The following is a 13,918-nucleotide window of genomic DNA, read 5'->3' on the forward strand; positions in this document are numbered from 1 at the left end:
TATTCCTGCCTCGCGTCGGCGCTGTTTTGAATTGCTCCAGCTTTCTGAACCACCGCGGCGATTCGAAATGTAGAGCAGGTAACCCGTAGTTCAGGAAGCCATACCGCTCGAAAGTCCTTTGGAGAACAGCGTCAACGATCCGATTTCATCAGATCTCGTCGTTTTTCTGTTCCTTCTTGCGGCAATCGCCGCAGATGCCGTACAACACCAGTGAATGATCGGTGAGCTCGTATCCCTTTCGTGCGGCAACCTGACGCTGAGCGCGCTCAATTTCCGGGTCAACGAATTCTTCAACATTGCCGCAACGCACGCAAACGAGATGGTCATGGTGCCGACCTTCCTGAAGCTCGTAGGTCGCTCGCCCTTCGTCGAAATGACGGCGCACAAGAATGCCTGCATTTTCAAACTGAGTGAGCACACGATAAACCGTCGCCAGGCCAATGTCGCTGTTTTCCTCTAGAAGAAGCTTGTACACTTCTTCAGCTGACAGATGGCGCTTACCAGCTTCGTGAGACTCTGAAAGCTTCTGAAACAAATCTAGAATCTTGAGGCGCGGCACTGTAACCTTAAGGCCCATGGTCTTCAGATCGGCCGACTGCTGCTGTTGGTTTTCCTTCACGACCTAACCATCCTGTCTTTGTTCAATAGAGTCTTTATGATACGCAGTTGAAGAGCTCGCGACGAGATCTTGCACTGAAATTCCAATTCTATTCGGTTTATGCTCAAACGACACATCCTTTCATTTACGACGGCGGCTGCATGCGCAATCGGCCTGAGCGGGTGCTCTACCGTATCGAACGTGATGGACACCGCCACGTCCTACGTGCCCTACATTTTGAAGCCCTACCGTGCCGACGTACATCAAGGGAACCTCGTAACGAGCGAGATGGCGCTGCAGCTTGAGAAGGGCATGACTGACGCTCAAGTACAGTTTCTGCTCGGCGTACCGCTCATTAAGGATCCGTTCCACGAAAACCGCTGGGACTATACCTACTATCTGCGGCGCGGCAACGGTGAAGAGCAGGTTCGTTCTCTCACTGTTTTCTTTAATGAAGACCGTCGGGTAGATCACTGGACATCTGATCCGCTCCCGGATGAACAGCAGGCCGACCAATTGATTCTGGGGACGATCGATACGTTTGAACCTCGTCTGCCTAAGACCGATATTCCGGCGGCCGCCCCTAAGACTTCGACCGAACCGTCCCCATCCTCTGCCGAGTAACGCATGCCTACCATCCAGCAGGAAGTCGAGAGACTTCGCAGTCTCGTGACGCAGCTCATCAACCGCCTGCAGAACGAACGCGATCAGCGTCAGCAACTCGCCCACCAGCTTGAAGTTCGCGACGCTGAACTCAAACGCGCTCGCCAGCAACTTCATGAAATGAAGAAGAAAGTCGACGAGATGCTGTCGCAATTTCGTGACGCTGGTTCTGCGTCCTGACCGTTTTCCTTCGCGGAGACCACCATGTCCGAAGTCAACGTCACAATTTTTGATCGCAACTACCGCCTTGCCGTTACCACCGGCGAGGAAAAGATGCTTGAAGACTGTGCGCGCCAGGTCAATGAACAAATGCTCGCCGTACGTGCCGCCGGCCGCGTTATTGCAATTGATCAGATTGCAGTTCTTACTGCGCTCGAGTTGGCTTATGACGCCAAGAAGCGCGAGCATGACGCTAAGAAAACCGCGGCTGCGCCTCCGCAGCCGGTTCAGCAGCAAACTCCTGCGGCAGCTGTACCGACAGCGGCATCAACCCCAAATGAGGCTGATTCAGCGCTCTTTGCAGAAATTCATTCGCTTTGCAGTCTCTGCGAAGAGGCACTCTTCCGAGACGCAAAGATGGGATCGCTCTTCTAAGGTGATCAGCAGGAAGCCCCGCAAATGCGGGGCTTCCTATTTCTCTTGGATCAAGTTTTATGCGGCAGTGGTTTTTGATCACTTGCGCGAAGTGTGATTCCAGGTAGAATGAACTTAAGTCCTGCAGCGGCAAGCATCCGGGCTCCAAGGTACCTAGAACCAATGCATCCTGCAATAGGTTGGCCTACTCGAGAGCCGATTGAGTGCCGGTCACGCGGTGTCCAGCCCGTTCCGCTCCGGAGCCGACCGCCCTGAACTCCCGGTTCAGGATACGTAGCCCCGCCCCGCTGCAGGTTCTTGATTTTCAAGGGCAGTCTTTCGCTGAGAGACTGCCCTTTCCTACTTTCAGGATTGGACCGCGTGATGGCCATAGACCCCAAAACAGCTGCCGTATGCGCCGAAGCATCCGGATTTTGGCTGATGAAGACGGAACCGTCGGAGTGTTCGATTGACGACGCCTTCGCAGCAACCAATCACGCCGTCTCATGGTTCGGCGTACGCAATTATCAGGCGCGTAACTTTATGCGAGACCAAATGAAGGTTGGAGACGCCGTGCTCTTTTACCATTCAAGCTGCCCCAACCCCGGCATCGTCGGCATCGCGCGCATCGCCTCGAAACCATATCCTGATACCTGCCAGTTCGACGAAAAAAGTGACTATTTCGATCCCAAATCCACAAAGGATGCACCGCGTTGGGTGGCGGTGGATGTTGAAGCACTCGTCAAATTTCCAGTCATTCCTGTCAGCATTTTGAGAGCTCAGCCAGAACTTGCCGACATGCTCATTCTTCGACGAGGCAACCGTTTGTCTATTACTCCGGTTGAAAAGAAAGATTTCCTATTCATCGTCGAGCATCTTGCCAAACCTCAGTCATAAACAACAAACCTAGATCACCTCGGAGATTCACCCAATGGAGATTCAAATCATCCTCGCTCTAGCGGCGCTCGGATGCTGCACCGGATTCCTTGCCGGACTGCTCGGCATCGGCGGCGGCATGGTGCTAACACCTTTCCTCACGCTGCTTCTCGGCTATGCAGGCATTCCGATTGAGCACATCGTGCACGTAGCCATCGCCACCTCAATGGGCACGATCCTTTTCACGTCGCTCTCCTCCGTGCGTGCACACGCCAAGCGCGGCGCGGTTCTCTGGAATGTTGTGTTTTCGATGGCCCCAGGCATTCTCGTCGGTGCTGTCGTGGGGGCTCAAGTTTCCGGCGCGCTGCCGACCTTCTGGGTTGCGCTCATTTTTGCCGTGTTTGTCTACACTTCTGCCGCAAAAATGTTCCTCAATGCCAAACCCACGCCTTCGCGTCATCTGCCCGGACCTGCAGGCATGTTTGGTGCCGGTACGGTTATCGGCGTGATTTCCGCGCTGGTGGGAGCTGGCGGCGGTTTTATTTCCGTGCCTTTCATGACCTGGTGCAACGTCAAGATGCATAACGCCGTCGGCACATCCGCCGCCTTTGGCTTCCCCATCGCGTTTGCCGGCACCATTGGCTATATCATCAGCGGCTGGCATTTGACGGGACTGCCCGGCTGGCCCTACACAATCGGTTATATTCATCTGCCGGCCCTTGTCTGTGTCGCCGCAACGAGCATCTTTTTTGCGCCGTTCGGCGCAAAGGTCGCACACTCGATTGATACGAAGCCTTTAAAGCGTATCTTCGCCAGCGTGCTTTTCCTGCTTGCAACTTACATGCTCTATAAGGCAATCAGCGCCTTCTAAGCAGCTTTTCAAAGCAGATTGTTTGATAAAAAATGAACTTGGCTTCATTCCCGGAGCCAAGCTCGTTTTTTCACTTTTTCCACTGAAAAGTCAGATACGCCGGCGTCCCGCCCAGACCCAAAGCGTCAGCCCAGCGAGAATCAACGGCAGCGTAAGCCACTGTCCGCGCGAAAGCCCCAATGCCTGCAATCCAAGAAACGCATCGGGTTCTCGGAAGTATTCGCTCACAAACCGCGCTGCCCCATAACCCAAGGCAAACAAAGCGGCTGTTCTGCCGACCGGTCTCGGCTTGCGGGAATAAAGCCAAAGCACCACAAAAAGGGCCAGCCCTTCCAGACCTGCTTCATAAAGCTGGGAAGGATGACGAGGGATACCGCCATCCTGCGCCTGAGGAAAAATCATGGCCCACGAAAGGTCCGGCGAAGCTGGCCTGCCCCAAAGCTCGCCATTGATAAAGTTCCCGATGCGGCCGAAAAAAAGTCCCAAAGGTACGAGCGGAGCCACAAAATCCGTCAGCTGCCAAAACTGCATGCCATGTCTGCGAACATAGAGCGCCATCACGATAAGCACTCCCAACAGACCGCCATGCGCACTCATTCCGCCCTGCCAAACCGAGAAGATCTGAAGGGGATGAGTCAAGTACCACGCAGGCTGATAAAAAAGACAGTAGCCCAGCCTGCCGCCCAGCACAACGCCAAAAACGCCCCAGAAAAGAAGGTTCTCAACATCGTCGGGCGTCACGCCCCTCCAATCATCCTGCGCTCGTCGACGACCGAGGAGCCAGAAAGCGAGAAAACCCAAAAGGTACATCAAACCGTACCAATGCACTCCCAAAGGACCGATAGAGAACGCGATGGGATCAAACTGCGGATGAATCAGCATGCGGCAACCACTGCAACTTTTTTATAAGAGCGCTCATTCTAACGATGCGGTTATTCACGAAGACTTCATTGACGTACTTGGACTCGTGAGATAGTGTGTGTCGTCGCTCTGAAAGCGATTTTCACAATGCAGCAGAACACTCGACCTCCATACAGAACCCTAAAGGAGCCGCCTTTCATGTCGGTACAGACTGTTTCTTCAACTACCGTAGCTCATGCGCTCACCGCACTTCGTGCCAATCGGCCGCTCGTACACTGCCTCACCAACGAAGTAGTTCAGGAAATCACTGCAAACGTACTGCTCGCCGCCGGTGCGTCCCCCGCAATGGTTGTCGCGATGGAAGAAGCACCTGTCTTTACGGCCATCTCGGGAGCTCTGCTCATCAACACCGGCACACCGTACCCAGAGCGTGTCGCGGTAATGAAAGCCTGTGCTCAAGCTGCCAATGACCATGGCGTTCCCTGGGTACTTGACCCAGTAGCCGCTGGCGCAACCCCTTGGCGAACACAAGCCATTCGGGAGCTCCTTGCACTTAAACCAACCATTCTTCGCGGCAACGCCAGTGAGATTCTTGCACTGGCCGGTGCCGGAAAGGGCGGCAAGGGCGTCGACAGCACAGACGACAGCCGAACCGCCCTATCTGCCGCTCAGCGGCTTGCCGAAGAAACAGGAACTGTAGTTTGTGTTACAGGCCCGGTTGATTATGCGACTGACGGTAAGCGAACACTCTCCATCGCCGGAGGCAACGTCATGACGACGCTTGTGGTGGGCACCGGATGCTCACTCTCGGCGCTCTGCGCAGCTTTTGCAGCAGTGGAAAAAGATCCCGTTGATGCCGCCATTTCCGCTTGTGCACTCGCGAAATACGCAGCCGGCACTGCCGCAAAACAGGCCAAAGGGCCGGGGAGCTTCCATGATGAATATCTTGATGCACTCTACCTCGCCCAGCCTGAAGCGCTCACTGTCGGAGATGCGGCATGACCGATAAGCCGCTTAATCTTGCGCTCTACCTTGTTCTGGATCCAGATCTTTGCAGCCAATCTGTCGGCATTGTTGAAACAGCATTGGCAGCGGTGCAAGCTGGTGCGGGCATTGTGCAGCTGCGGGCACCAACCTGGAAAAAGCGCCGTATGACGGAATGCGCTCGCGCACTCAAATCTGCGCTTACACCTTTCCATGTACCGCTCATCATTGATGACCACGCCGATGTAATGCTCGCTGCGAATGCCGACGGTCTGCACGTTGGGCAGCAGGATCTGACCCCGGCAGATGCCCGACAGCTGATCGGCAGCAATCGCATTCTGGGACTGTCTTTAGGTTCGCTTGAGGATTGCCGCCCTGACGAACTCGCTCTTGTGGACTACGTCGGCATCGGACCGATTTTCGTTACGCAATCCAAACCGGATGCGGGCGCGGCCATTGGTCTCACCGCACTGCAATCTATCGCTGCCAAGGCGCAGAAGCCTTCAGTGGCCATTGGCGGCATTCACATCAACAATGCTGCGCAAGTCGGCGCAGCTGGCGTTGACGGCATTGCTGTTATTTCAGCTATTTGTGGTCAGCCAGATCCCTATGCAGCTTCCGTCAGTCTCTTGAAAGCATTCCAGAGCAACCGCAAACAGTCTTAAAGAGACCGTAATGCCATTCCCCTCTGTCTTCGGGTCCTTGTGGACACCTCATCGAGCTGCCGCATGGACTGCACTGTTTCTTTTTTTGCTGACAGCGAGTGCTTACTTCTGCGGCGTCAATGCTAAACGCGCCCTGCAGCATGCCGTCTTTATCGTTCCGTTTATTGCGCTCTGGCTGCTATCTTTGCCCGCCCGAAGCAACAAGTCACGAAGCGGCTGGCAAAAAGTGTGTCTCGCTGCAGCCGTTGTCGGACTGCTGCTTACTTTTATCGACGCTGCTCTACGGGCATTCCTCTATCAAACGTACTCGGCCGAACCCATGTCGACTTTCGTATTGGAATCAGCAGCCAATACCAATCTTGACGAAGCTCTAGGCTTTTTGGCTACCGAATGGACCGGGGCGCTCTTGGGGACGTTACTCTGTCTCGCCGCGTTAACTGCCGCCCTATTCGTCATGTATTTGGCGAGCAAGACGTCTTCAGACAACGCGATGGCTTCCGGTTGGGGGCAGTGGCTTTGGCGATTCTGGATGCTGCTTTTTGCGTCCGTCTGTATCCTCAGCTGGGCCAAACCCTCCTGGCGAATTCACTATCCCCCTATTTTTTGGTCTAAATGGATGGAATCCGTCGCTGGGATGCAATCGATCTGGATGAAAGCCGACCAACATGAAGCCGCAGAAATTACCGAAGCCAGATCGGTTTTGCTGGATGCTTCATCAGCTCCACGCACAATCGTCTTGGTCATCGGCGAAAGCACTACTCGGGACGACTGGAGTCTTTATGGGTACTCACGTGATACCACGCCGAAGCTTAAAGCCCTCGAATCAACAGATTCAAATTTAGGCACCTTCAGGCAGGCTTGGTCCGTAGACACCTCGACCATCGCAGCCTTCCGTTCCATGTTCACCTTTCCTGTTCCGCAGTCTGCGGGTGACGGCCGCATCAATCTCTTTGCGCTCTTTAGCGCCGCTGGATGGACAGTGCATTGGATCAGTAATCAGGACGACATAGCCATTCAAACGCAATATGCCGTCTTTGCCTCTGAAGCGCAGTTCATCAACCGCATGACCGGACGTTCAAGCGCATCGATGGATCTGAATGTTTTGCCAACCTTTAAACAGGCACTTGCTGATCCGGCTCCGAGGAAACTGATCGTTGTCCATCTGATCGGAGCGCATCCACACTACGCGCTGAGGTTCCGCGATTCAGACGAAATTGACTGGGGACACGACCAGGTGATGCAGAATCTGAATCATCTCGACCGATCCCCATGGGTGGTTGCCGCCCGCAATCAATATGACTGGGCTATGCGCTATCAGGACGAGGTGCTGTCGGAACTCTTTCACCTCTCTAAAAATGCTCAGGCCTCAGCCAAGTCTCCGTTAGACTGGATTTTTCTATCCGACCACGGTCAGGAGCTGGGAGATACAGCAAACCGGGCGGGTCACTCACAAACAGCGCCATCAAGCTACCGCATTCCGTTTCTGATCTGGAGCTCCGAGCGAAGCTTCAATCCATATGAAAATCGTCCGTTCCGCGCTGATTTTTTAAGTCCGCTCATGCTTGAGCTTGCTGGTATCAACTGGAAAGGCGAAGATCCTCGGCAAGTCCTCATTGCCGACGACTATAGTTGGATGAAGCCTCATTTACCTATCCAAGATCCGCAGATGCCGTCATCAGACACCCCATGAAGGAAGCCACTCCCCCCGTACTGAAAGTCTCTCTTCCTGAAGCCGAGGAACTGCTTCAAGCAGAAGCGCTTGAAGCACACCCGCCGAAGGGATGGAGCGCAGCAGAAAGTGATGCCGCTTCACGCGACGCACTGGCCGTCGCCGGCAAAAGTGACATTCAGGCATTTCTCCTCACCCGTGCCAAACTGGTGCTTTCGCGCATGACGAAGCATGACCCCAGCCTGAAGCGGCCTCGGCTGCCGCAGACAGGGTGGCTTATAAAAAGCATTTCCTTAGGCATCATTTTTCTCGGCTTTTTTTCTGGGGCTGTGACGGATCAGCTCACCAGTGCTGGCGCGCAACTTAACCTCCTCTCTCCGCCGCTTCTGACTGTGTTCGCCTGGAACATCCTCGCGATGCTTGCCGCCATTGCAGGACTGGTTATCAGCTTCCGACGCAGCACCAGCCCTGCCGGTCTTTCGTCCGCACTTGCCAGAATCCTTGGATCTGCCGCGCATGTCATGCGCTTCGTTGCCATCGGCAAACCTACCGACAAGACCTACTTCAATAAACTCCTGCCGCTTCTCCTGCCTCAAACCGCCTGGCGATTCCGCGCGGTTCTGCATTGGGCAGCACTGGCCTTCGGCATCGGATTGGCGGCGAGCCTCCTTGTGCGCGGCATTGGAACCGCCTATTGGGCTGTCTGGGAAAGTACATGGTTTGCCGACAAGCCCGATGTTGTTGCTGCCATTCTTCAAGGACTGTACGGTTGGCTGCCGGATTTCCTCCCTGGCCTCTCACCGCTGCCGGACGCTTCTGCACTCTCTGCGCTGCGAGTTGACGGCTCTGCCCCAAGTGCGGCAGCGCTTTCTGCCGGAGCGCCGTGGCTTGCCCGCATGATCTGGAGCATTGTCAGCCTCATCATCGTCCCGCGCGCCGTTTTGGCTGCCATTTCCATGTTCTGTGCTGCTCGAGCAGCACAAACGCTCATCGTTCCCATAGACAGCTCGCGAACTGAGCAGCTTCTGCAGACGGCCGCAAACCATTCTGTCAAGACTTGGCTTCTCAACGGATCTAATCACCCAGCAGCAAACCAAGGAACGCCTCTCCTGTCAGTCAATCCATGGAGTGCCCCTGATTTTCCAGAGCTTGCTGCCTTTACCCCGCAAGCAGGGGACCGCACCGTACTGGAGTTGGATCCCTCAGCTACCCCCGAAGAAGATGTGCACGGACTATTGATTGACGCCATTCGAAAGCGTTGCGCAAATACGGTCCTCCATCTCGATTTCTCCGAACTCCAAACGCGCTTTGCGGACGTGCCCGAACGCATCCAAAGCCGCCGAGCGCTTTGGGAACACTTTGCCGCACAGCATGACATACCGCTTGAAGTGAATGGGCTCCGTTGAGATCATTCACCTCGGGCGATAATGAAGCTATTGGATTGATCAATGCTTTCACCATGGCCGACCAGCAAGATTCCCTGCGCATTCACCTGAGCCTTGTGAGCCACACGAACATCGGCAAAACAACGCTCGCCCGAACACTGCTCATGCGTGACGTGGGTGAGATTGCCGACCGTGCTCATGTTACAGAAACAACGGATGACTACCTTCTCGCCCGCGGTCAGGATGGCAGCGAGCTCATCCTCTGGGATACGCCGGGCTTTGGCAATTCCGTCGCTCTGGCTAAACGCCTTGAAGGCCGCTCCAACCCGCTCGGATGGTTCCTCTCTGAAGTGTGGGATCGCTTCACCAACAAATCTTTTTGGCTTGACCAGAAAGCAGTGAGACACATCCGCGATATTTCAAGTGTCGTTCTCTACCTCGTCAATATCGCGGAAACACCGGACAAAACGCCCTACATTCAGGCAGAGATGCAAATTCTCAGCTGGATCGGCAAACCGGTCATTGTGCTTCTCAACCAAATGGGAAAACCGCAGGCGCCGGACATTGAACATGCGCAGGTGGAGGCTTGGAAGACAGCGCTCAAACCTTGGCCGTTTGTCAAAAAAGTGCTGGCGATGGATGCTTTTGCCCGTTGCTGGGTACAGGAAGAAATGCTTTTCAATGCCATCGGTGACGTTCTTCCTGCTGAGGATGAGGCCGCTTACAAAGTACTGCAGTCTGTTTGGCGCCGAGGCCGCCAAGCCGCTTATGCCAATTCCATCGAAGCTATGGCCAGGCATCTGCAGCAAGCCGTGTCAGCACATGTTTCACTGCCAACACCTACGCTGAGGGAACGAGCGGTAAGTGTGGGACGGCGTTTAGGACTCTTTAGAGACGAGCGAGATGTGATTGCCGACGCTCAAGCAGCCATGGCATCTCAAGCCGCCGACAGTTTTTATGCCTTAACGTCCAAACTCATCGCCGACAATGGTCTTTCCGGCACAGGTGTTTCCAAGGAAATCTTCCAGCGCATGAAGACGGACTGGGATTTGGCTGTCTATTCCGTCGATCCGCAGAGCGCGGCGGCCGTCGGCACCAGTATTGGAGCGGCTTCCGGAGCCGCGGCTGGGCTTGCGATTGACCTCTCTGCCGCCGGCCTTACGATGGGACTTTCAACACTGGTTGGCGGGCTCATTGGAGCCGTGAGCGGCATGGGGGCCGCGCATGCTTGGAATCTTCAAAAGAAAAAATCCGGCGCTGAGCTTTTTTGGAGTGAAAAAGCGTTGACCGGATTTCTTCTTGAAACTGTGCTGCTCTATCTCGCAGTAGCACACTATGGTCGTGGCCGAGGAGATTGGAAGGAAAGTGAATCTCCAGAGTTTTGGAAGGATGCAGCGCTTCGCGCTATTCAGGAAGAAAAATTCTCCTTTGAACCTCTTCGCACAGAAGATATTGATACCTCTATTAGCACTTTGATAAATGCTATAGATCACATTATCAAAAATATCTTTAAAACACTCTATCCTTCAGACGAATATTAAACGTCTTGAATCAAATCATTTTGGAGCAGCCAAAACTCCCTCTCGTACTTGATAATCCGAAATGGCACGCTGAGCTCTAGCTGCATCAGCCATAAGCTTAAACTCTCCTGTACAAACATCAAGCAAGTCCAGCCGATCACCATTCCATCGCATACAAGTAACTTGCCCACCATTATTTAAACCAACAGCTCCCCAAGAACCAATGGCAAAACCCTTATCGCCAAACGTTGTAAAAGAAAGTGCCAAATCGAACGTTTCATTAGAAAACAGGTCCCGGCCTTCATGAATTTTAGGCGGCACTCCCAATACCATACCAAGAATCGACGGGAATATATCCCGATGAGAAACCCAACGGGTTGTATCAGCCTTAGCCCTCACATCATCCCAAGAATCTGGCAACCAGAACAGTAAGGGGACGCCTCGCATATGAGGCAAATAATCAATCGAATCATATTGCAAACGTGCATTATGATCGCCAGTAGCTACAACAACAGTATTATTAGATAAACCTTCTGAATAGATCGATTTTACAAAAACACCCAAAGCATTTGCCGCATACTGATAAGTTTCAAATGAAGGTATACATTTAGAGCGTTCATCCTTGACAAATGAAGGCAATAAATTTGGGTCGACGGGATTTACCAAAATTCCATCAGGAACTTTGAACGGTGGATGATTAGTAGTAGACAATATGACTAAACATATTTTTTCTCTTTTTTCATCAGCCTCTTTCAAAATATCCACTGCTTTATCAAACATCCATTTATCACCAATACCCCAAGTGCCCACCTCTGCTTCGGGGAATTCTTTAGATAAAGCTACAGAACCAACGATCTCATCAAAGCCTTGAATTGGAAAATTGTCATTAATCATACGCCAAGCTTCCGAACCTGACGTCAAGAATACCATTTTGTAACCTGCTTCTTTGAATGGCAGATAATTTGAAAATGGGAATCGTTTTTTACCATAACGACTTTGAGTCAAAGGTGAGATTGAAGTATCAAAAAGTATTCCCTCTAACGACGGGAATGTACCATTATTAATACTTACTCCATTTCTAAAAACAACTGCTCGCTCTAATTGATTAGCCAACTCCCCTAAAACATCATTCTTCGGCAAATTTTGAGTATCAAAAATATCACGCCCCATTGACTCCATTATAACGACTACAACATGATCTGCAGAATGACGCTTTTCTTCAATTACCGAACCTGTGATTCGAATTTTTGATATAGCCGCTTCTGCTTCGCCCTTATTTTTAAATCCCATTTCCACCAAAGCCATTTGAGATCCGCCATTAAATTTTATGGCATTCTGACCTTTCCATGCCTCATAAAATGCAGCCGCACCTCCGGGGACAGTAGCATTTATAAAGGCATTCGTAGAAACCGAAAAATCCTGCTGCCGAAGAGGAAACTTACCTAAACCACCACGAATAACACCTACCACAGAAATCGTTCCGATAAGTGCAATAACAATATAAATAAACAACGAATCTTTTTTCTGAACACACCCAACGCCAAATGACGCCGCACTTGAAATTATTTTTCTAACAGAAAAAACAATAATAATAGGAATGATCGTCAACAACACCCAAGCGATTAAATATGAAAAAATAGGCCAATCTTTCCACAGCGTTACTAGGATAGCTTCCGTATCATCCTGAAATAACCCAAAGACTAGCGGGCTAAATGGCGTTCCATAAAAACCATAAAACCCATAATTACCAAGCGAAAGACCAACCATAATCGCTTGACCAACAACACCAACAGCGATCGTATATCGCCAAAAATAAGGCCGCCAATAACTCAGCAATAATAATACCCATGCCGCCGCTATAAATATTAATAGCCATTTAGCATCAACTCTCATCCCCATTATTAAGGCCGGGTAAAAATCACTCCACACTAAATCGGGAGACTTGTAGTGATGAAAGAAGAATATACGGATTAGACTAAGTACAAACGTAGATGAAATCACGAATACCAATGAATTGATACACTTTTCAACCCACCGATCAGAAGCCACTTTCAACATTAACAAACCCATTAAATTAACGCATCATCAAGGCCTAAAAAAGGCTATCTCTGCACCACTGCATCAGAACAATCCATCGTAATGAACAATAAATTTCATAGAACCATCATTGCACAAACAATAGTAAGAATTATTTTATAAAAATTGTGCTTTGAATTAGGTCAACTAGATCAATCGACCAGAAAAAAAGGGTGTTACGCCAGCCAGTCTATGGCTTTTGTAACACCCTTTAATTAACTAACTCTTTTTAGATTCAACGTTACGGCACCATTTCCTCAACTTCGTCGCGCTTACGCTGCTTAACGAGATCCTCGCGCTTGACGCCGAGATAGAGGGCGATCGCCGCCGCCACGAAGACGGAGGAATAAACGCCCAGCAAAATGCCGATCGTCAGAGCAAGTGAGAAGTAGTGAAGCGCTGGACCGCCGAAGAAGAACATCGAGAGCGTCATGCAGAGCGTGGACGTATGGGTAATGACCGTACGAGAAATCGTCGCCGTAATGGCCGAATTCACAACTTCCATGCTGTCAGCACGACGCATCGTGCGAAAGTGCTCTCGTACGCGGTCGAAAATAATCACCGACTCGTTCACCGAGTAACCCAAGACAGCGAGCACCGCCGCCAATACCGGCAGCGTGAACTCCCAGTGCATGACTGAGAAGATGCCCACCACGATCACAATATCGTGGAGGTTGGCGATGATGGCTGCCACTGAGAACTTCCACTCAAAGCGGAAGGCTAAGTAGATCATGATGCCCACCACCACCAAGGCAAGCGCCGTACCGCCGTCGCGAGCGAGCTCATCGCCCACCTGAGGGCCGACAAACTCCGTACTCTTTAACTGCACATCAGGAGTTTTCGCCTGCAGCACCTTCATCACTTCAGCGGCAACCTGGCCGGACGTCTGTCCTTCCTTGGTCGGGACGCGAATCACCACGTCGCTCGCCGTGCCGAAAGTCTGCACGAGCACTTCCTTGGAAACCTGCCCGAGATCCTCGCGGATCTGTTCAGTGTTGGCCGCTGACGGATACTTAACCTCAAGCTGAGTGCCGCCAGTGAACTCGATTGAAAGCGCCAAACCGTGCGTGAAAATCCAATACACAGCGACGATGAAGCTGACGAACGAAATCGCGTTCAGCACATGGCGATAGTGCATGAACGGAATGGTTCGATGAATGCGGAAGAATTCCATTTT

General features: G+C 52.0%; 14 protein-coding genes. 10 read left to right on the plus strand and 4 right to left on the minus strand.

Annotated elements, in window-relative coordinates:
• Positions 1-148: 148 nt before the first annotated feature.
• Positions 149-619, minus strand: a complete 471-nt coding sequence (gene fur, locus DES29_RS02210) for a ferric iron uptake transcriptional regulator (RefSeq protein WP_005430823.1) — start codon at positions 617-619, stop codon at positions 149-151.
• 99 nt (positions 620-718) lie between these two features.
• Here fur and DES29_RS02215 point away from each other — a divergent pair, with 99 nt between their 5' ends.
• The 5 genes from DES29_RS02215 (at position 719) to DES29_RS02235 (ending at position 3,581) form a co-directional block, all read left to right on the plus strand.
• Complete coding sequence (locus tag DES29_RS02215; RefSeq protein WP_005430824.1) at positions 719-1,222, plus strand: outer membrane protein assembly factor BamE; 504 nt, start codon at positions 719-721, stop codon at positions 1,220-1,222.
• Between the two features lie 3 nt (positions 1,223-1,225).
• Positions 1,226-1,441, plus strand: a complete 216-nt coding sequence (locus tag DES29_RS02220; protein WP_016473618.1) for a hypothetical protein — start codon at positions 1,226-1,228, stop codon at positions 1,439-1,441.
• 24 nt (positions 1,442-1,465) lie between these two features.
• Entirely contained in the window at positions 1,466-1,855 is a 390-nt protein-coding gene (locus tag DES29_RS02225) for a cell division protein ZapA (protein ID WP_005430826.1), read from the plus strand.
• 363 nt (positions 1,856-2,218) lie between these two features.
• Positions 2,219-2,731 carry an EVE domain-containing protein gene (locus tag DES29_RS02230; RefSeq protein WP_005430828.1) on the plus strand — a complete coding sequence of 171 codons (513 nt, stop codon included), beginning with the start codon at positions 2,219-2,221 and terminating at the stop codon, positions 2,729-2,731.
• Positions 2,732-2,765: 34 nt separating this feature from the next.
• Positions 2,766-3,581, plus strand: coding sequence for a sulfite exporter TauE/SafE family protein (locus tag DES29_RS02235; RefSeq protein ID WP_021995638.1), 816 nt, complete (start codon positions 2,766-2,768; stop codon positions 3,579-3,581).
• Positions 3,582-3,671: 90 nt separating this feature from the next.
• Here DES29_RS02235 and lgt read toward each other — a convergent pair whose 3' ends face one another.
• Complete coding sequence (gene lgt / locus DES29_RS02240; RefSeq protein ID WP_021995639.1) at positions 3,672-4,463, minus strand: prolipoprotein diacylglyceryl transferase; 792 nt, start codon at positions 4,461-4,463, stop codon at positions 3,672-3,674.
• 177 nt (positions 4,464-4,640) lie between these two features.
• Between lgt and thiM the strand changes: the two genes are divergently transcribed.
• From thiM to DES29_RS02265, 5 genes are read left to right on the plus strand one after another with little or no spacing between them, the layout of a single operon-like run.
• Entirely contained in the window at positions 4,641-5,444 is an 804-nt protein-coding gene (thiM, locus tag DES29_RS02245) for a hydroxyethylthiazole kinase (protein WP_021995640.1), read from the plus strand.
• The gene (thiE, locus tag DES29_RS02250) at positions 5,441-6,091 is read left to right on the plus strand and encodes a thiamine phosphate synthase (RefSeq protein ID WP_021995641.1); all 651 of its coding nucleotides are present in this window, start codon (positions 5,441-5,443) and stop codon (positions 6,089-6,091) included. The genes thiM and thiE overlap by 4 nt, the downstream gene beginning before the upstream one ends.
• A 10-nt stretch (positions 6,092-6,101) precedes the next feature.
• Positions 6,102-7,781, plus strand: coding sequence for a phosphoethanolamine transferase (locus tag DES29_RS02255; RefSeq protein ID WP_021995642.1), 1,680 nt, complete (start codon positions 6,102-6,104; stop codon positions 7,779-7,781).
• On the plus strand, positions 7,778-9,166 hold the full coding sequence (locus DES29_RS02260; RefSeq protein ID WP_113854376.1) for a DUF2868 domain-containing protein: 1,389 nt from the start codon (positions 7,778-7,780) through the stop codon (positions 9,164-9,166). The genes DES29_RS02255 and DES29_RS02260 overlap by 4 nt, the downstream gene beginning before the upstream one ends.
• 53 nt (positions 9,167-9,219) lie before the next feature.
• A complete protein-coding gene (locus tag DES29_RS02265; protein WP_046446654.1) occupies positions 9,220-10,686 on the plus strand; it encodes a DUF3482 domain-containing protein in 1,467 nt (488 codons plus the stop codon).
• A 15-nt stretch (positions 10,687-10,701) separates the two neighbouring features.
• On the opposite strand, the gene DES29_RS02270 is transcribed toward DES29_RS02265, so the two are convergent.
• Together DES29_RS02270 and secF are read right to left on the minus strand one after the other, a co-directional pair.
• Complete coding sequence (locus DES29_RS02270) at positions 10,702-12,558, minus strand: LTA synthase family protein (RefSeq protein WP_170126110.1); 1,857 nt, start codon at positions 12,556-12,558, stop codon at positions 10,702-10,704.
• 424 nt (positions 12,559-12,982) lie between these two features.
• Entirely contained in the window at positions 12,983-13,915 is a 933-nt protein-coding gene (secF, locus tag DES29_RS02275; protein ID WP_016473607.1) for a protein translocase subunit SecF, read from the minus strand.
• Positions 13,916-13,918: the final 3 nt, after the last annotated feature.

Source organism: Sutterella wadsworthensis (assembly GCF_003315195.1).
In the GTDB taxonomy this organism is placed as follows: domain Bacteria; phylum Pseudomonadota; class Gammaproteobacteria; order Burkholderiales; family Burkholderiaceae_F; genus Sutterella; species Sutterella wadsworthensis.

Excerpts from the sequence above, each read along its gene's own strand:
- DES29_RS02215 (WP_005430824.1), top strand. The coding sequence starts at position 719 with ATGCTCAAACGACACATCCTTTCATTTACGACGGCGGCTGCATGCGCA.
- DES29_RS02220 (WP_016473618.1), top strand. The coding sequence starts at position 1,226 with ATGCCTACCATCCAGCAGGAAGTCGAGAGACTTCGCAGTCTCGTGACG.
- DES29_RS02225 (WP_005430826.1), top strand. The coding sequence starts at position 1,466 with ATGTCCGAAGTCAACGTCACAATTTTTGATCGCAACTACCGCCTTGCC.
- DES29_RS02230 (WP_005430828.1), top strand. The coding sequence starts at position 2,219 with ATGGCCATAGACCCCAAAACAGCTGCCGTATGCGCCGAAGCATCCGGA.
- DES29_RS02235 (WP_021995638.1), top strand. The coding sequence starts at position 2,766 with ATGGAGATTCAAATCATCCTCGCTCTAGCGGCGCTCGGATGCTGCACC.
- lgt (WP_021995639.1), bottom strand. The coding sequence starts at position 4,463 with ATGCTGATTCATCCGCAGTTTGATCCCATCGCGTTCTCTATCGGTCCT.
- thiM (WP_021995640.1), top strand. The coding sequence starts at position 4,641 with ATGTCGGTACAGACTGTTTCTTCAACTACCGTAGCTCATGCGCTCACC.
- thiE (WP_021995641.1), top strand. The coding sequence starts at position 5,441 with ATGACCGATAAGCCGCTTAATCTTGCGCTCTACCTTGTTCTGGATCCA.
- DES29_RS02255 (WP_021995642.1), top strand. The coding sequence starts at position 6,102 with ATGCCATTCCCCTCTGTCTTCGGGTCCTTGTGGACACCTCATCGAGCT.
- DES29_RS02260 (WP_113854376.1), top strand. The coding sequence starts at position 7,778 with ATGAAGGAAGCCACTCCCCCCGTACTGAAAGTCTCTCTTCCTGAAGCC.
- DES29_RS02265 (WP_046446654.1), top strand. The coding sequence starts at position 9,220 with ATGGCCGACCAGCAAGATTCCCTGCGCATTCACCTGAGCCTTGTGAGC.
- DES29_RS02270 (WP_170126110.1), bottom strand. The coding sequence starts at position 12,558 with ATGAGAGTTGATGCTAAATGGCTATTAATATTTATAGCGGCGGCATGG.
- secF (WP_016473607.1), bottom strand. The coding sequence starts at position 13,915 with ATGGAATTCTTCCGCATTCATCGAACCATTCCGTTCATGCACTATCGC.